Below are 16,804 nucleotides of genomic sequence, written 5' to 3'. Positions count from 1 at the left end.
ATTAACTAATTAAAACCATTCTATGAAAAGATTACTTTACTTACTGTCAGCCTGTCTGATGACCTTCGGATTCTCGGCATGCAACGACGATGACGACAACCTGAAGTTGCAGGACATTTCGGTCGAATTCGCCGTATCGGAAGCCGGCATGGACGGCGAAACCGTCAGCCTCGGCCTGAAACTCAGCCGCGCTACGACCGAGAGCTTGGACGTAACGATGGAAATGACCTCTTCGGACGTATCCGACGCGGACATCACGACGACCCCGGCCATGACCGACGGCAAGATCACGGTCAATATTCCGGCCGGACAGTCCACGGGCACTTTCACCGTAGCCAAAGCGACGGGTAAAAACCCCGAGGGAACGGCGAAATTCCAGATTCTCTCCCTCTCGCTGACCGAAGGCTACAAGATCGGCACGACCAAGGAGATGACCCTCTCGTTCACTCCGATCGTCTCCACGGGCGGCACGATGACGCTCGAAGGGAAAGTCGGTGACCAGAACTACGCCAACATGGTCTATGTCGATCTGAGTAATAACAGCCAGATGCAGATCGACCGCAAGAGCTGGAACCTGGGCTTCTACTGCGGCGATGAGTTCCGCGTGGTACTCAACTCTTCATACGCAACGGTAGCGGCCGCTTCCGAGAAAACGGACTTCGCAGCCGTAACCCTCGAAGATGCGCAGAGCGCACCCAACATCGCCGCAGGCAGCATGTCCGAAGACTTCAAGGCGGAATGGATCGACGACGTCACGGGCGACCTGTCGAAGACCGCATTCGGCGAAATATCGGCTACGGATGCGAACAACAAGGTATTTTTCGTGGCCTCGGCCGACAACAAGACCAATACCGACGGTACGGAAAACCGGAGCCTCTGGTACAAAGTGAAAGTCACCCGCAGCGGCAACGGCTACAAGGTAGAGTACGGCAAGGTGGAAGATACGACCCCAAAAACCGTCGAAATCACGAAAGACCCGATTTACAGCTTCATCGGACTCTCGCTCGAAACCGGCGAACAGGTGCTCCAGCCCGCCAAGAGCAAATGGGACATCATGTGGGCCTACGCCGCCTCTTCGACCATGATGGCATCGGGACCGGTGATCTCGTTCACGCAGGATGTAATCACGATCAACCACCTGGGCGGCGCGGAAACAGCGATCGTCATGACGGACACCAAGTCGTATGCCGACTTCAAACGTGCGGACGTGGCATCTGCGGAGTTCCAGACGGAAGCGAACACGATCGGCACCAACTGGCGCACCCCCGCGATGCCGGGCGTGGAGAATCCGGGTGTCAAGGCAGACCGTTTCTTCGTCATCAAGGACTGTGCGGAAAACTACTACAAGCTCCGGTTCCTCAAATTCGGTTCGGGCGACGACGGTGAGCGCGGACGTCCGCAACTGGAGTACGAGTTGCTGAAATAGACGAAATGATGCGATCGGATTGGCTGGCAGCACCGGAACTACGGGACTGCCGGCCAAACCACGCAAAAAGAGTCCGTTTTCAAGATACGGCCCGTCCGGTATGGATCCGGACGCCGGCAATCCTCAAGAATCTTAACAATTTACACTTCGAATAATGGCAAAAAACAAGAAATGGATCCTCGCGGCCGTCGCCGTACTCGCAGTGGTCCTGTGCTGCTGGGCGGCGTGGAGCAAATGGGCATCCACGACCCGGATCGGACTGGTGAACTTCCAGAACTATCAGACGGCCAGCCTCGTCAAATCCAACGAAGACAACTTCATCGAATACGAAGAAATACCGCTCGACCGGCTCGACCGGCTCGGACGTTACGACCTGGTGCTGGGATTCGGCATGGGTCTGAAAATCACTGAAGAGCAGCGAGCGCAGATCCTCGCGGCAGCCGACGAAGGCACCCCTATCTACATTTACGCCGCCACCAATCCGGAAAACGACATCTGTAGCCTCGACAGCCTCACCAAGGCCGGAATCTCGGCCTACATCGGCAACGGCAACAAGCGGAATTACCGGAATATGGCCCGCTACGTCCGCCAGCATATCGACGCGAAGCGCCTCTTCGTCACACCGGCTGAAGAAGCTGTCGAGAGCGCTTCGGACGTGCTCTACCACTTGGACGAAGACCTCTCATTCAAAACCGTCGCGGACTATGAGAAATACCTCCGGGAACAGGGAATTTATCGGGAGAAAGCCCCCAAAATCGCAATCGTAGGCGGTCTGAACGACCCCTTCAGCGGCAACCGGGCCAACATCGACAGCCTGATCGTATCGCTGCAAAACGCAGGAATGAACGTCTATCCCGTTTCGTCGTACCGCCAGCGTCTGACGTTCCTGCGGGAAATCGGCCCCGACGCGGTCATCCACTTCGCGCACGGGCGCATGGTCATGGGCCAGGCCGACGCAGCCGTGGAGTGGCTGAAGGAGCGGAACATCCCGATCTTCTCGCCGCTCTCCATGCTGGAAACGCAGGAGGAGTGGGAAAGCGACCCGATGGGGATGTTCGGGGGATTCATGTCCCAGAGTATCGTCGTACCCGAACTGGACGGCGCGATCTACCCCTACGTGCTGAACGATCAGGAACTGGACGAAGAGGGAATCTACCTCTTCAAGGCCATTCCCGAACGGCTGAAGAATTTCACCCGGATCATCGGCAACTTCATCTCGCTGAAACGGAAGCCGAATGCTGAAAAGAAAGTAGCGATCTACTACTTCAAAGGCGCCGGACAATCCTCGCTGACGGCCCAGGGACTGGAAACGGTGCCGTCGCTCTATAATCTCCTGAAACGGCTCAAGGCCGAAGGCTACACGGTGAAAAACCTGCCTGCGACCGAAAAAGAGTTCGAAAAGCTGCTGATGACACAGGGTGCCGTATTGAGCACCTATGCCGAAGGAGCTTTCGACGACTTCCTGAAAAACGGCCGTCCGGCACTGGTCGGAAAGTCGGAATACGAATCCTGGGTGCAGGACGCCCTACCCGAAGAGCTCTATGCCGACGTCGTGCAACTGTACGGCGAAGCGCCGGGCCGCTACATGAGTACGGTCCGGGAGGGCGAACCGTGCCTGGCCGTAGCCCGCATCGATCTGGGCAACGTCGTGCTGCTGCCGCAGCCCATGGCCGCGGTCGGCGACGACGCCTTCGCCATCGTACACGGCGCCAAAACCGCTCCGCCCCACCCCTACATCGGCGCCTACCTCTGGGCGCAATACGGCTTCGGAGCCGACGCGATGATTCACTTCGGCACACACGGCAGCCTGGAGTTCACGCCCCGGAAACAGGTGGCGCTCTGCCGCTACGACTGGCCCGACCGTCTGGTGGGCACCATTCCCCACTTCTATTACTACACCATCGGCAACGTCGGCGAGAGCATGATGGCCAAACGCCGCTCGTACGCCACGACGATCTCCTACCTGACCCCGCCGTTCACGGAGAGCAAGACCCGGGGACAGTACAAGGAGCTGATGAACAAAATCGAAGCGTACTACAAGACCGACGAGGCCCGCCAGCCGGAGGCATCGATCGCCGTGAAAAAGATCGCCGTGAAGATGGGCCTGCACCGCGACCTGCGGCTGGACAGCCTGCTTACGCAGCCCTATTCCGCCGAGGAGATCGCCCGCATCGAAAACTTCGCCGAGGAGATCGCCAACGAAAAGATGACCGGGCAGCTCTATACGACCGGCGTTCCCTACTCGCCGGAGAAGATCCGTTCGTCGGTAATGGCCATGAGCGCCGACCCGATCGCATACAGCGTGGCGGCCCTCGACCGCCAGCGCGGAAAGGTAACCGACACGCAGCTCAAGAGCCAGGCGTTCTTCACGCAGCACTATCTGGAGCCGGCCAAGCAACTGGTTCGCCAGGTGCTCGGCGGACAGAAAGCCGATGACGCACTGGTCTGCCGCGTAGCGGGAATCACCCCGGAGAAGCTCGCCGAAGCGCACACGATCCTCACTCCGCCCCGGCGAGGCATGATGATGATGGGCCGCGCAGTTACTCCTGCGGAATATACGGCCGATCAGAAGCGCGAAGCGCAGGCCATCGCCGAAGTGGAGCGCACCGTAACGAATATCCAGAACTACAAACGGGCGCTGGAGGAGAGTCCGGAAATGGAGATGCGCTCGATTCTGAACGCTCTGGCAGGCGGATACGTCGCACCGACCTCGGGCGGCGATGCCGTGGCCAATCCGCAGGCGGTGCCTACGGGCCGCAACCTTTATGCAGTGAACGCAGAGACCACCCCGTCCGAACAGGCCTGGGCCAAAGGCAAGGAGCTGGCAGAGAATACGCTTGCACAATACAAGAAAACGCACGGCGACTATCCGCGCAAAGTCAGCTACACCTTCTGGAGCAGTGAATTCATCGAGAGCGAAGGTGCGACGATCGCCCAGGTGCTCTACATGCTGGGCGTAGAGCCGGTACGCGACGCTTACGGCCGCGTGTCCGACCTGCGGCTGATTCCCTCCGAGCAGTTGGGCCGACCCCGCGTGGACGTAATCGTACAGACCTCGGGCCAGTTCCGCGACCTGGCGGCATCGCGCCTGGCACTGATTTCGCGGGCCGTCGAGATGGCGGCGGCAGCGACCGACGACCGGTACGGCAACCGCGTGGCGGAAAGCACGGTGGAGACCGAACGCTTGCTCGTCGAGCAGGGCGTATCCCCGAAAGACGCGCGTGAAATGTCCACACAGCGGGTATTCGGCGGTGTGAACGGCATGTACGGAACCGGCATCCAGGACATGATTACCAGCGGGGACAAGTGGACCGACGAACAGGAGATCGCCGACGCCTACATCAACAACATGGGTGCCGTGTACGGCAGCGACGAAGAGTGGGGAGAGATGAAGGCCGGGCTGCTGCGGGCCGTGCTCCACAACACGGACGCCGTCGTACAGCCCCGTCAGAGCAACACCTGGGGCGCGTTGAGCCTCGACCACGTCTATGAGTTCATGGGCGGTATGAACCTGGCCGTGCGCAATGTCACGGGCAAGGACCCCGACGCCTATTTCGCCGACTACCGCAACCGCAACAACGTCAAGATGCAGGAGCTCAAGGAGGCTATCGGCGTGGAATCCCGCGCCACGATCTTCAATCCGGAATATGTCAAGGAGGTGATGAAGGGCGGCGCATCGAGCGCATCGCAGATCACCGAAGTCGTGACCAACACCTACGGATGGAACGTCACCAAGCCCGATGTCATCGACAAGGAGATGTGGGACCGGATCTACGACGTGTATGTCGAGGACAGCTACGGCCTGGGAACCGAACAGTTCTTCCGTCAGCAGAATCCGGCAGCCCTGCAGGAAATCACGGCCGTAATGCTGGAAACTGCCCGCAAGGGAATGTGGAAAGCCTCGGAGCAGCAGCTCAACACACTGGCGAGCCTGCACACGGAGCTGGTCGAAGAGTTCGGCTCGACGGGTAGCGGCTTCTCGGGCGGCAACGCCAAATTGCAGGAGTTCATCGCCGGACGGGTCGCTCCGCAGCATGCGGCGGCCTACAAACAGCAGATCCAGACCATGAAGACCGTACAAAGCCCGGATAACAAGAACGGGATGGTACTCAAGAAAGACGAAGTGTCCAGCGGTGAACAAGGTCGGAAAAACGCCCTGAACGGCGTATGGATCGCCGGCGGAGTACTGGTGTTGTTCGTCGTCCTGCTGCTGGTGCTCCGCAAAAAGAGAAAAGACAACTAATACGATACTATGCAACTAATCATCAGCGTACTCATCCTGTTCATCCTCATCAACTGCGTGCTCAAACTCAGTTTCTGGAGGATCTGGCAGGCCGCTCTGTTCGGAGCGGTGTGCGGCGCCTTCGTCATCGCGACCTACCCGTACGCCATTCTGCAATCGAAGACACAGTTGGCCGACTACCTGCAAAACACGACGGCTCTGCAAAATATGGCCGTTATCATCACGCTCGAATCGGTCGTCTGCTTCGCCTACTGCATCGCCGTGCTGCGGGGTTGGTTCGGACAACAGGAACGGTGGTGGGTGAAACCCCTGAAGTGGTACCCCAGCCTACTCGTCTTCCCCGTGCTGTTCTACCTGCAGACCGAATTGGTGTTCAGTTTTCCCGGAACGTCGTTCTCGGCGATCTCCTATGCGTTCGCCGCAGCCGTCGTCGTGCTGTTCCCGCTGCTCTGCCACCTTTTCCGGCTCCTGCTGCCGGAAAAGGAGATGCGGCTGGAGACGCACTTTCTGGTGAGCCTCTTCGTCTGCATCATCGGTCTGCTGACCACCGTCAACGGCAATGTAACCTATCCGGCGGTCGATGAGCCGACGAACTGGCGGGCACTGGGATTCGCCTTCGGACTGTTCCTGGTTCTCTTCGTGCTTGGGGCGCTCTGGAACCGCATCAAATGGATCGTCCTGCAAAAGCGAAACGCCCGCAAAAAACATTCGGCACAACCCCGAACCGTCATAAATTCCAAGAAATCGTAAAACAAATAAACTTATATGGAAACCATTTCACAAGTACTTTTCTGGGTGGCCAACAGCCTGCTTATCCCGGATATTCTGCTGCTGTTGCTGCTGTTCATCCGCGCCCTGCTGCTCGTGGGCGGCATCTACAACCAATACATGGCCAAACGCAAGAACGACAAGCGACTGAACGACCTGATCAAAAACCTGACACCGGACAAGGTGGACGACCTGCGCAAAGCGCTGCCCGCGAAAGACAACTCGCTCTACATCCGCTATCTGCGCGACCTGCTGACCAACCCGGCCAGCCAGGATTACGCAGACTACCTGATCTCGAATTTCGAGAACGACGCCGAGAAGGACGTGATCCTGTCCAAACTTCTCACCAAGATCGGCCCCGTACTGGGTCTGATCGGCACGCTGATCGCCATGAGCCCGGCGCTCGTGGGACTCTCGACGGGCGACATCGCAGGTATGTCCTACAATATGCAGGTCGTATTCGCCACGACGGTCGTGGGCCTCGTGATCAGCGGCGTGGGCCTGGTATCCCTGCAATTCAAGCAGCGCTGGTATGCCAAGGATGTCAATAACCTGGACTACGTATCACGGAAACTGATCGAAAAAAACACGGAAGCATGAAACCGACCCGAAGAAAAAGCAAGTTCGCCGTACAGGAAGACTCCGATCCGCTGAGCGTGGTGGTCAATCTGTTCGACGTGGCGATGGTCTTCGCCGTAGCGCTGATGGTCGCTATGGTAATGCATATGAACATGACCGAAGTATTCACGCAGGAAGATTTCACCGTAGTGAAGAACCCCGGCAAGGAAAATATGGAGATCATCATGAAGGAGGGCAACAAGATCAACAAATACACCCCCTCCGAACAGCAGGGTTCCGGTGCGAAAGGCAAGCGCGTCGGCATCGCCTACGAACTGGAAAACGGAGAAATCATTTATGTACCAGAATAATAAACAGAACGGAAAAATGAAAAAGATCCTCGTATCGTTGATCTGCTGCCTGACCGCAACGCTCGGTTGGGCACAGGAGAAAAATGCCTACACGCTGTTCGACGCCCAGGGCAATCGGGTCGATTACACGCAGATGATGGACGTGCTCGAACGGCAGGATGTCGTATTCATCGGCGAAATCCACAACTGCCCCATCGCCCACTGGATGGAATACGAAATCGTCAAAGACCTTTACGACCGGCACGGCGACCGGCTGATGATCGGCGCCGAAATGTTCGAGCGGGACAATCAGCTGATCCTCGACGAATACCTGGCCGGAATGATTACCCCCGAACGGTTCAACGCCGAAGCCAAGCTCTGGCCCAACTACAAGACCGACTACTCTCCGATCGTCGAATTCGCCAAAGAGCACAAGATTCCCTTCGTCGCCACGAACGTAGCACGCCGCTACGCCAACATGGTCGCCAAAGGCGGATTCGAAGCGCTGGACGGGCTTTCGGACGAGGCGAAACGGTATATCGCACCGCTGCCCCTGAATTACGTGCCCAACAAGAGCGTGGATGAATATTTCGGGGCCATGAAGATGCCGGGGATGAAACAGAGCGCCGCAGAAAACCTTTCGAAGGCACAAGCGGTCAAAGACGCTACGATGGCCTGGTCGATCGCCGAACGGATGCAGTCGAAACTCGTCCACATGAACGGCAACTTCCACTCGACGGACCACTGCGGCATCATTACCTACCTCAATCAGTACCGTCCCGGTCTGAAGATCGGCACGGTGGAGGTCATCCGGCAGGAAAATACCGACAAGCTCGATCCCGAAGCACTCGGTAAGGCCGATTTCTTCATCTGCGTACCCAAAGACATGACCTCGACGTTCTGATCGCAGACAAACGAAAAAAGAGGGGACGATTTTCCGTATCGTCCCCTCTTTTTTCGTCGCGCCGGCCTTTTCGGATCGTCCGAACGCTATTTTATGCGAACAGGGCTTCCGTTTTGGCGATCACCTCCTCCGGGTCGGGATCGATCGGGAAAACATGATCGGGCTTCAGGTACCACAGCGTTTTATCCTCCTTGAAATGGAGTTCGCCGCCGCCCGTAATATTCAACATCACCACGGCATCTTTGGCGATCTTGCCCTCTTCTACGGCCTTGATGAGCGATGCGGTGGCGATGCCGGCCGCCGAATAGATATCGACGCCTTCCAACTCGAGGAACAGACGCCGCGCTTTGCGGGCGTGGGCATTGGTCAGCGCGAACATCTCGCCGTCGGTGGCTTTCAGCGCATCGTAAAGACCGCCGGCGATACTATAAGGCGGTTTGCGGTTCGACAGCACCTTGGCGTCGATGATCTCCACATCGCGGCGGGCTTTGTCGTCGTCGTAATGGAGCATGTCGCGCGAATCCTCCCGCCAGGCGTTATACATCGGCACGAACGGCGCGTTCTGCGAAACCATCAGCTTCATCAGGTGACTACCGAAACGGCCGTCCTCGATAAGGCGCATATTGGCTTCCCATGCGGCAATGGCACCCGTACCACTGCCGACGGCCTGGAAATAGTAATCGGGGATCCGACCGATGATCGTCGCTGCCGACAGTACGGTAGTCGCCATACCGTCGCGGCGTGCCACGTTCTTCGCACCGCCCTCGGCATAAAACTTATCGCTCTTGAGTGCCAGGTTGCTCAAATGGATCGCATCGAAATAATCTCCGCCCTTCTCCGAACAGATCAGTTTCACGCAAGGATCCAGCGGTCCGTCGAACCACAGGGCATCGAGGTTGTCGGCAGGCACCGACAAGAGCAGCGGAATCCGGTTGTCGGAGCAGACCTTGGCGAAGGCGCGGGCCGTATTGCCGGCCGACGCCACGACAAGCACCCGCTTCTCGTTCTCGTCGATACGGGCACAGACGCTGTAAGCCTCCGTTTCCTTGAACGAACAGGTAGTCATGTGCGCCCCGATAGCCGGGTAATAGCCGTTGAAGGTAATGTAGAGATTTTCCAGCCCGAGGTGCGCAGCCAACCCTTTACTTTTGTAGGTCACCGGAGCCTTCGAATTTTCCAGCATTCGCCGAACAGGCAACCAGTCGGCGAACTTGTAGAACCCGTATTCATCGGATTTGAGTTCGAGCTGCTTTTTTGCATAACGAGTACGGATCAACGAAGGACACTTGCACTGGGCATCGTCCAGCGTCCACCCTTCGTCCGGAAACTCCCGGCCGGTAGCGACACACTCCAGCGTGTAGGAAGTAGGGGTAAAATCTTTCATCTATTGCGGTTTAATTATTACGACATACGGGACTTGAAATCCTCGTAGCCGAATTCTCTGATTATTTCTATTGCTCCGTCGCGGCGCACGATGGCGATCGCAGGATGCGCCACGCCGTTGAACATCGTGGTCTTGACCATCGTATAGTGAATCATATCCTCGAACACGATGCGATCGCCGACCCGCAGGTCGCGGTCGAAGATCCAATCCCCGTAGTAATCCCCGGCCAGACAACTGTTGCCGCCCATACGCCAACCCTTCTCTCCCGGTTCCGGATCGCGGGCCCCCAGGATCGCCGGTTTATAGGGCATCTCCAGGCAGTCGGGCATGTGGCAGGCGAACGACACGTCGAGCATCGCCGTACGCACGCCGCCGTTCTCAACGATGTCCTCCACGGTCGAAACCAGGTAACCCGTCCGCCAAGTGAAGGCGCTGCCGGGCTCCAGGATCAAGCGCAGGTTCGGATATTTCGCCTTGAACTCCTGCAAAATGCGGATCAGCTCGTCGCAATCGTAATCCTTGTGGGTCATAAGGTGTCCGCCGCCCATATTGAGCCATTTGATCCGGTCGAGGAAACGACCGAAACGCTTTTCGACGGCATCGAGCGCCAAGCGCAAATGTTCGGGGCGGGACTCGCACAGCACGTGGAAATGCAATCCTTCCACCCCGGCGGGCAGCTCCTTCAGCTCCCCGGCAGGAATACCCAGCCGCGAACCGGGCACGCAAGGGTTATAGAGATCGGTTTCTACCGGCGAATAGCCGGGGTTGATCCGCAGGCCGCACGAAATACCGCGCAGCAGGGCCATCTGTCCGAACCGTTCGAACTGCGCAACGGAATTGAAGGTGATGTGATCGCTGCAATCGAGAATCTCTTCGATATTCCGGTCGGTATATACCGGAGCGTACGTATGCGCCGGACGGCCGAACTCCTCGAAAACCAGCCTCGCCTCGGCCAGCGACGAAGCGGTGGCTCCGTCGGAATGTTGCGCAAGCTCCGGGAAAATACTCCACATGGCACAGGCCTTCAAAGCGACGATCACTTCGGCACCGCTCTCCCGGCGAACGCGGTCGATGACCGCCAAATTCCGATCGAGCAACTGCTCATCCAGCACAAAGCAGGGAGAAGGTAATTTTTGAAAATCGATCATGGATTTCCGATGCTGTTTCAAATTCACGCAAAAATAGAAAAAACCTCCCAACCGGGATTCAAAAATCCCGGCTATTTGGAATAAATAAGTATTTATACCTACCTCTTTTCACACCAATACAGACCGATAAAAAAGTCCGGACGGTACATACCATCCGGACTTTCAAACCAATTATCGAAACCCGATCAGACTTCCAGATCGACGTCGAATTTCTCGACCCAGGGCAATCCCTGCGGTCCCAGTTCGGCCAGGAACGGATCAGGATCGAACTCCTCGACGTTGAACACGCCCGCACCGCGCCAAAGCCCCTTGGCCCACATCGAAGCGCCCAGCGCCGCCGGAACGCCCGTAGTAAAGCTCACGGCCTGCGTACCGGTCTCCTGGAACGCCTTCTCGTGATCGCAGTTGTTGTAAATATAATACGTACGCTCCTTGCCGTCCTTGATACCCCGGATGCGGCAGCCGATCGAAGTCTGGCCGTGATAGTTCGCACCCAGCGACTTGGGATCGGGCAGCACGGCCTTCAGGAACTGAATCGGCACGATCTCCACACCGTTGTAAATGATCGGATCGATACGGGCCATGCCGATATTCTGAATCACGCGCAGGTGGGTCAGGTACTCCTGTCCGAAAGTCATCCAGAAGCGGGCTCGCTTGATCGTCGGATAGTTCTTTACCAGCGACTCCAGCTCCTCGTGGTAGATCACATAAGATTCGCGCTCGCCGATTTCAGGATAATGAAGCGGCTTGTGTATCTCGTGCGGTTCGGTCACCACCCACTTGCCGTTCTCGTAGTAACGGCCTTTTTGAGTCACTTCGCGGATATTGATTTCCGGATTGAAATTCGTGGCGAAAGCCATGCCGTGATTACCGGCGTTGCAATCCACGATATCGAGGTAGTGAATCTCGTCGAAATGGTGTTTGGCGGCATAGGCGGTGAAAATAGCTGTCACTCCCGGATCGAAGCCGCAGCCCAGAATAGCCGTCAGCCCTTTCTCCTTGAAGCGCTCCTGATAGGCCCACTGCCACGAATACTCGAAATGCGCCTCGTCCTTGGGTTCATAATTCGCTGTATCGAGGTAGTTCACCCCGCACTCCAGGCAGGCGTCCATAATGGTCAGATCCTGGTACGGCAGCGCCACGTTCACCACGATATCGGGCTTGAAGGCCCGAAACAACTCGCACAAATCGGCTACATTGTCGGCATCGACCTGCGCAGTCTTCACCCGGTCCCCGCCGATTGCCGCAGCAATGGCATCACACTTCGCTTTTGTTCGGCTGGCCAGCATCACGTCCGAAAAAATCGGATTGGCAGCAATTTTCTGCGCCACGACGGTACCTACGCCTCCTGCGCCGATAATCAGAGCTTTACACATAAAATTTATCTTGTTTTAAGATTTACGATAATCAATATTCCGTACAAAAATATCGTTTTATTTTGGCAAAACAAAAATTTTCTATACATTTGCACCACCAAAACGGATAACTCCGGATTGGCGCGGATGATTCCGTAGCTCAGCTGGTAGAGCACAACACTTTTAATGTTGGGGTCCTGGGTTCGAGCCCCAGCGGGATCACAAAACGCTGGACAGAAATGGACAGTAAATGTACAACTCCTACAATACCTTGATATTGTAGGAGTTTTTTTTTGTATAATGTCTGTGACCTAAGACACGAAAGGTCACAAAAAGACACACTTTCGTTACCAAATCGTTACCCATTTAAGAGAATGAGGACTTTAATTGATTGTATCTCAATTAGAAAGTAGAACTTGGATGTCTCCAGATATGAAACGAGATGTGTTTGGTTATTCCGGCGACTTTCGCCCAGTGTTGCAGCGTATCATTCACCGTTCCCTCGTGCGTCAGCGGAAAGATATAATCACTGTCGTTCGCCTCGCCGCGCTCCGGCAGCCATTTCAACGCCTCGTCCGAAATCGGCAGGTAAAGCGGTTCTTTGGTTTTCTGCATCGTGATTTCGATACGGACACGCCCGCCGCTCCGTTGTAAGTCGCACCACCTCAATTTGCGAATGTCGCTTACGCGCAACCCGCACAGACAGCTGAACAGAAAAGCCCGCTTGACGATCTCGTGCCGGCACTCGGTATTTATCAGCGTTTTCAATTCGTCGATTGTCAGATACTCGCGGCGGCTCGGCTCCTGCCGCACTTTACTTGCGAAATCGAACTCTTTGGTCGGATTGACGGTAATGATTCCCTCTTTGTAGGCACGGTTGATGGCCGTTCTCAAAGTACCGTAATAGGAAACAACCGAATTGGCGCTTAACCGCCCTCCGGTTTTCAATACGCCGTATTTGCTGGCCTTCGGCATCTGCCGCAGGTAATCGGTAAACTCCGAAAGAAACTCCTTATCGACGTCCCGAAAAGCGATATAGTCGCCGCGAAACAGCTTCAATGCCCGGACGGTATTGAGCACCGTTCGGGCATAGTTCCGGCTTCCCTGCTCGGCGGACTGTTTTCCGATATTTTCCAGATAATCGAGCAGGTTCACTCGGGACTTGTTCGTGTTCTGGAATCCGTGCGCGTCGTTCTGCACCTCGACGATCCGTTTGCTCTGAATCGCTTTGGCAAGGGCGAGCGTCACTTCGTTCTTCGCCTTGTCCTCCCGCGTTCGTTCGGGAATAAGGTATAGCTTCAGAAACTCGTATTTCCGTTTGCCGCCAACATAATTTTCCTTGCGGATCACGTCACCCGTATAGTAGTCCAAATAGATGGATTGATTTCCGTTGGATAACTGCTTGAACCGGATTCGCACCGGCTCCTTCAATTTGACCGTCTGTTTCTGTTTCGCCAGACCCTTCCCGTTTGTTGCTTCAACGGCAAATATAGTGAATTTGTTTTGTTACCGCAGCATTTTCGAGTAACAAATATTGGGCAATTATGGGCTTAGCTGAGAAAATTGCAAAAACATACGAAAATTTCCGCAATCGAATATAAATTACTATATTTTAATAATTTATATTTGATTTTTCATCACTTTTCTATCCTTTTTATATATTTGGTAGGAGTTCACGAAGTTCTGCCACACGATATAAGCGGTCGGAGCAATCGAGGAGATCGGGTTCAGAAACGACTGGGCCATCCACACGGCGAGCACCGTATTCTTCTGTCCCAACGACTGCCCGCCCGCTGCGGCATCACCGTAACGGCGTCCCAGCATCCGTCCCACTCCGAACTGAACCACGCAGATCACCATCGCAACGAGCCCCAGTGCAATTTCGGTCCAGGGTTCAGCATTCTCCAGGTCGATGATAAAAGCGGTCGTGCGGCCAATGACAAAAACCAGCGACACCAGCCACATATAAAATGAAATCTGGCTATGCTTCGACACCCAGAATGCCACTCCCGGCAAGAATTTTCGGCACAACTGGGCACAGACGAACGGCAGCACCAGCACCGGTCCCACACGGGAGAGAATTGCCAGAAACGTGGCATGGTCGGAGCCCACGAACGAAAGCAGCATCGGAGCCACCAAAGCGACGACCATGTTGCAGATCAGGCTGTACGTAGCCATCGTGGTTACGTTGGCCCCCAACATACCGCCGATCACCACGGCTGCCATCGCAACCGGAGCCAGGACACAAATCATGGCCCCCTGCGCCAACAACGGATCGAACCAGACGAACGACAGGTAAACCACTATGCTGCCCACGATCTGAAATGCCAGCAGCCAGACATGCAGCATCTTCACCCGCATCTGCCGAGGCTTCACCCGACAGAAAGTGAAAAACAGCATCAGAAAGATCAGCGTCGGGGTAATCATCCCGTTCGACATACTCTCGGCCGCTGTCACCGGACGGCATAACAAGGCTCCGACCACCATACCCATCGGCATGGCGATCGTCTTGACATTCCGATGCAGGGAGTGCAACAGACTCATTTCCGCGGAATATTGTCAGCTCAACAAATTATTTAAGAAAGAAGCTCTTTTACTTTGGCCGATATATCCTTACCATCAGCCATACCTGCCAATTTTTTCGATGCGACACCCATCACCTTCCCCATCTCTTTCATCGAGGTTGCACCGACCTCGGCAATGATCGACCGGACAGCCTCGGTCAACTCCTCACCGGTCATCTGTTTGGGCAGGAACGTCTGCAGCACGGCGACTTGAGCCGACTCTTCGGCAGCCAGATCGGGACGGTTCTGTTGCGCATATACCGCAGCCGACTCGGCCCCCTGCTTGGCCAGCTTCGCAATGATCTTCAGCACCTCGGCATCGGACAATTCGGTGATACCCGCCGAAGCGGTCTTCGCCTCGATAATATACTTCTTCACGTTGCGCAACGTCGTAAGACGTACGGTATCCTTGGCCTTCATAGCCTCCATGATTCCTTTGGAAATTTCCTGTTCTAAAGCCATAATATCAACTATTTTAAGTCTGTTTGTCTATCTTTCATATTCGATCATTCAACGCCGGTTTCGGACGCCGCTCGACAAGCAGCGACATTCCGATTACGGTAAACAGCGCGTTGTAGGCGATCAATTCGAAGCCGATATGGTAGTCGTACTTATACGCGACGAAACTTTGCAGGGCGACCGACAGCAACGGAGCCGCGAAAGCCACCAGCGGAACCCAGCGGTCACGAATCCGCCGCCGGGTGCAGATGCCGAATGCGAACATTCCCAGAATAGGCCCGTACGTATAACCCGCAACCTTGAAAATCAAGTTAATCACACTGTCATTACCGAACCGGCCGAAAAAGAGAACCACACACCCCATCACGAGTGCCATTACGACGTGCACCCCGATACGTACCTGCGTCAACCGCCCTTCGCCCCAACGCTTCGGACCGCGCAAGATATCCACGGTGAACGAAGTCGTCAATGCCGTCATGGCAGCCCCGGCAGATGAATAGGTACTCGATATAAGTCCCACAACGAACATAATACCAACGATAAGCGGCAATCCGCCGTTCACGGCGACTACGGCGAACAGTTGATCGCCTTTCTCGGGCATCGGCAATCCAGCATGTTCTGCATAGAGGTAGAGCAGCACGCCGAGCACCAGAAAAAGCAGGATCACAGCCATCTGGCTGAAGGCCGTAATCACGATGTTGATCTGCGAATCCCGGGGCGAGCGGCAGCTCAAGTTCCGCTGCATCATATCCTGATCCAAACCGGTCATGGCGACCAGCGTGAAGACACCCCCGAAAAACATTTTCCAGAAATAACGGGCCGACCCGGTATCCTCGAAAAAGAAGATGCGCGACATCGGCGAATCGCAAACGGCCTGCACAACTCCGGCCGATGTCAGACCGAGGCTCCGCATGATAAAGACGATGCAGAGCACGATACTCCCCACCAGACAACACGTATGCAGAATATCCGTCCAGACGACCGAACGGACACCGCCCCGCCAGGTATAGAGCCAGACCAATCCGACCAAGAAAGCCGCATTGACTGCGAACGGCACGCCGAACGGGTCGAACACCAGCACCTGCAGCACGGTGCAGACGACATAAACTTTCAATGCCGCGGCGAACATTTTGGATATGAAAAAGAACCAGGCCCCCGTAAGGTGGGTCGTCATACCGAAACGTCCGTCGAGATATTCGTACAGGGAGACTACCTTCAACCGGTAGAAAAGCGGAATCAGCACGAAGGCGATCACCATCTGCCCGACGGTAAAACCCAGCACCATCTGCAGGTAGGAGAACGAATCGGCCGCAACCGACCCCGGCACCGACACGAAAGTTATGCCCGACATCGCCGCCCCGACCATTGCCAAAGCCGCCACATACCAGGGATTCTCCCGGTTACCGGTAAAAAAGCCCGTGTTCGACACCCGCCTTCCGGCGATTCCCGCAACGACGAAAAGCATTGCGATATACCCGAGCACGGTGAGCAGTACGGCCGTAGGAGTCATTGTAAATCGTAAATTTTCCGAAAATGAGTAACGGACAAGGCCGCGCTCCTCCCGCGAATCGTAAAACACCTCCGAAAGGATCGACGCCCGCCCATACAAATGACAAAGATACGAATAAGCCGAGCGCAAAAGCAA

13 protein-coding genes and 1 tRNA gene are annotated in these 16,804 nt (G+C 55.7%); 7 read left to right on the top strand and 7 right to left on the bottom strand.

Features of this window, described 5'->3' with window-relative positions:
- Positions 1 to 22 precede the first annotated feature (22 nt).
- The 6 genes from ALIPUT_RS01945 (at position 23) to ALIPUT_RS01920 (ending at position 8,249) form a co-directional block, all read left to right on the top strand.
- The gene (locus tag ALIPUT_RS01945; RefSeq protein ID WP_040293089.1) at positions 23 to 1,426 is read left to right on the top strand and encodes an HmuY family protein; all 1,404 of its coding nucleotides are present in this window, start codon (positions 23 to 25) and stop codon (positions 1,424 to 1,426) included.
- Positions 1,427 to 1,580: 154 nt separating this feature from the next.
- Positions 1,581 to 5,669, top strand: coding sequence for a cobaltochelatase subunit CobN (locus ALIPUT_RS01940; protein WP_004327942.1), 4,089 nt, complete (start codon positions 1,581 to 1,583; stop codon positions 5,667 to 5,669).
- A 9-nt stretch (positions 5,670 to 5,678) separates the two neighbouring features.
- A complete protein-coding gene (locus tag ALIPUT_RS01935) occupies positions 5,679 to 6,419 on the top strand; it encodes a hypothetical protein (RefSeq protein WP_004327941.1) in 741 nt (246 codons plus the stop codon).
- Positions 6,420 to 6,434: 15 nt separating this feature from the next.
- Positions 6,435 to 7,037, top strand: coding sequence for a MotA/TolQ/ExbB proton channel family protein (locus ALIPUT_RS01930; RefSeq protein WP_004327940.1), 603 nt, complete (start codon positions 6,435 to 6,437; stop codon positions 7,035 to 7,037).
- A complete protein-coding gene (locus tag ALIPUT_RS01925; RefSeq protein ID WP_004327939.1) occupies positions 7,034 to 7,366 on the top strand; it encodes a DUF2149 domain-containing protein in 333 nt (110 codons plus the stop codon). Before ALIPUT_RS01930 ends, ALIPUT_RS01925 begins: the two co-directional genes overlap by 4 nt.
- 16 nt (positions 7,367 to 7,382) lie before the next feature.
- Entirely contained in the window at positions 7,383 to 8,249 is an 867-nt protein-coding gene (locus tag ALIPUT_RS01920) for a ChaN family lipoprotein (protein WP_022459937.1), read from the top strand.
- 91 nt (positions 8,250 to 8,340) lie between these two features.
- Here the strand turns inward: ALIPUT_RS01920 and ALIPUT_RS01915 are convergent, their stop codons facing one another.
- The 3 genes from ALIPUT_RS01915 to ALIPUT_RS01905 all read right to left on the bottom strand — a co-directional run bounded on the left by ALIPUT_RS01915 (position 8,341) and on the right by ALIPUT_RS01905 (position 12,157).
- Positions 8,341 to 9,633 (bottom strand): cysteate synthase, encoded by a 1,293-nt coding sequence (locus tag ALIPUT_RS01915; RefSeq protein WP_004327937.1) that lies wholly within the window; start codon positions 9,631 to 9,633, stop codon positions 8,341 to 8,343.
- A gap of 17 nt (positions 9,634 to 9,650) precedes the next feature.
- Positions 9,651 to 10,781 carry a carboxynorspermidine decarboxylase gene (nspC, locus tag ALIPUT_RS01910; protein WP_004327935.1) on the bottom strand — a complete coding sequence of 377 codons (1,131 nt, stop codon included), beginning with the start codon at positions 10,779 to 10,781 and terminating at the stop codon, positions 9,651 to 9,653.
- Between the two features lie 185 nt (positions 10,782 to 10,966).
- Positions 10,967 to 12,157 (bottom strand): saccharopine dehydrogenase family protein, encoded by a 1,191-nt coding sequence (locus ALIPUT_RS01905; protein WP_004327933.1) that lies wholly within the window; start codon positions 12,155 to 12,157, stop codon positions 10,967 to 10,969.
- A gap of 128 nt (positions 12,158 to 12,285) precedes the next feature.
- Between ALIPUT_RS01905 and ALIPUT_RS01900 the strand changes: the two genes are divergently transcribed.
- Positions 12,286 to 12,358, top strand: a tRNA-Lys gene (locus ALIPUT_RS01900).
- A gap of 180 nt (positions 12,359 to 12,538) precedes the next feature.
- Here ALIPUT_RS01900 and ALIPUT_RS01895 read toward each other — a convergent pair.
- The 4 genes from ALIPUT_RS01895 to ALIPUT_RS01880 form a co-directional block, all read right to left on the bottom strand.
- Positions 12,539 to 13,594, bottom strand: a complete 1,056-nt coding sequence (locus ALIPUT_RS01895; RefSeq protein ID WP_040293085.1) for a site-specific integrase — start codon at positions 13,592 to 13,594, stop codon at positions 12,539 to 12,541.
- 162 nt (positions 13,595 to 13,756) lie between these two features.
- Entirely contained in the window at positions 13,757 to 14,680 is a 924-nt protein-coding gene (locus tag ALIPUT_RS01890; protein ID WP_004327927.1) for a bile acid:sodium symporter family protein, read from the bottom strand.
- 32 nt (positions 14,681 to 14,712) lie between these two features.
- Positions 14,713 to 15,162: a GatB/YqeY domain-containing protein gene (locus ALIPUT_RS01885; RefSeq protein WP_004327926.1), complete on the bottom strand. Its 450-nt coding sequence runs from the start codon at positions 15,160 to 15,162 to the stop codon at positions 14,713 to 14,715.
- Positions 15,163 to 15,196: 34 nt separating this feature from the next.
- Positions 15,197 to 16,669 carry a sodium:solute symporter gene (locus tag ALIPUT_RS01880; protein WP_004327925.1) on the bottom strand — a complete coding sequence of 491 codons (1,473 nt, stop codon included), beginning with the start codon at positions 16,667 to 16,669 and terminating at the stop codon, positions 15,197 to 15,199.
- Positions 16,670 to 16,804 lie beyond the last annotated feature (135 nt).

Source organism: Alistipes putredinis DSM 17216 (assembly GCF_000154465.1).
In the GTDB taxonomy this organism is placed as follows: domain Bacteria; phylum Bacteroidota; class Bacteroidia; order Bacteroidales; family Rikenellaceae; genus Alistipes; species Alistipes putredinis.
The sequence above is the reverse complement of the archived record's forward strand: the minus strand, read 5'-3'. Positions and strand labels throughout refer to the sequence as shown.

Excerpts from the sequence above, each read along its gene's own strand:
- ALIPUT_RS01945 (WP_040293089.1), top strand. The coding sequence starts at position 23 with ATGAAAAGATTACTTTACTTACTGTCAGCCTGTCTGATGACCTTCGGA.
- ALIPUT_RS01940 (WP_004327942.1), top strand. The coding sequence starts at position 1,581 with ATGGCAAAAAACAAGAAATGGATCCTCGCGGCCGTCGCCGTACTCGCA.
- ALIPUT_RS01935 (WP_004327941.1), top strand. The coding sequence starts at position 5,679 with ATGCAACTAATCATCAGCGTACTCATCCTGTTCATCCTCATCAACTGC.
- ALIPUT_RS01930 (WP_004327940.1), top strand. The coding sequence starts at position 6,435 with ATGGAAACCATTTCACAAGTACTTTTCTGGGTGGCCAACAGCCTGCTT.
- ALIPUT_RS01925 (WP_004327939.1), top strand. The coding sequence starts at position 7,034 with ATGAAACCGACCCGAAGAAAAAGCAAGTTCGCCGTACAGGAAGACTCC.
- ALIPUT_RS01920 (WP_022459937.1), top strand. The coding sequence starts at position 7,383 with ATGAAAAAGATCCTCGTATCGTTGATCTGCTGCCTGACCGCAACGCTC.
- ALIPUT_RS01915 (WP_004327937.1), bottom strand. The coding sequence starts at position 9,633 with ATGAAAGATTTTACCCCTACTTCCTACACGCTGGAGTGTGTCGCTACC.
- nspC (WP_004327935.1), bottom strand. The coding sequence starts at position 10,781 with ATGATCGATTTTCAAAAATTACCTTCTCCCTGCTTTGTGCTGGATGAG.
- ALIPUT_RS01905 (WP_004327933.1), bottom strand. The coding sequence starts at position 12,157 with ATGTGTAAAGCTCTGATTATCGGCGCAGGAGGCGTAGGTACCGTCGTG.
- ALIPUT_RS01890 (WP_004327927.1), bottom strand. The coding sequence starts at position 14,680 with ATGAGTCTGTTGCACTCCCTGCATCGGAATGTCAAGACGATCGCCATG.
- ALIPUT_RS01885 (WP_004327926.1), bottom strand. The coding sequence starts at position 15,162 with ATGGCTTTAGAACAGGAAATTTCCAAAGGAATCATGGAGGCTATGAAG.
- ALIPUT_RS01880 (WP_004327925.1), bottom strand. The coding sequence starts at position 16,669 with ATGACTCCTACGGCCGTACTGCTCACCGTGCTCGGGTATATCGCAATG.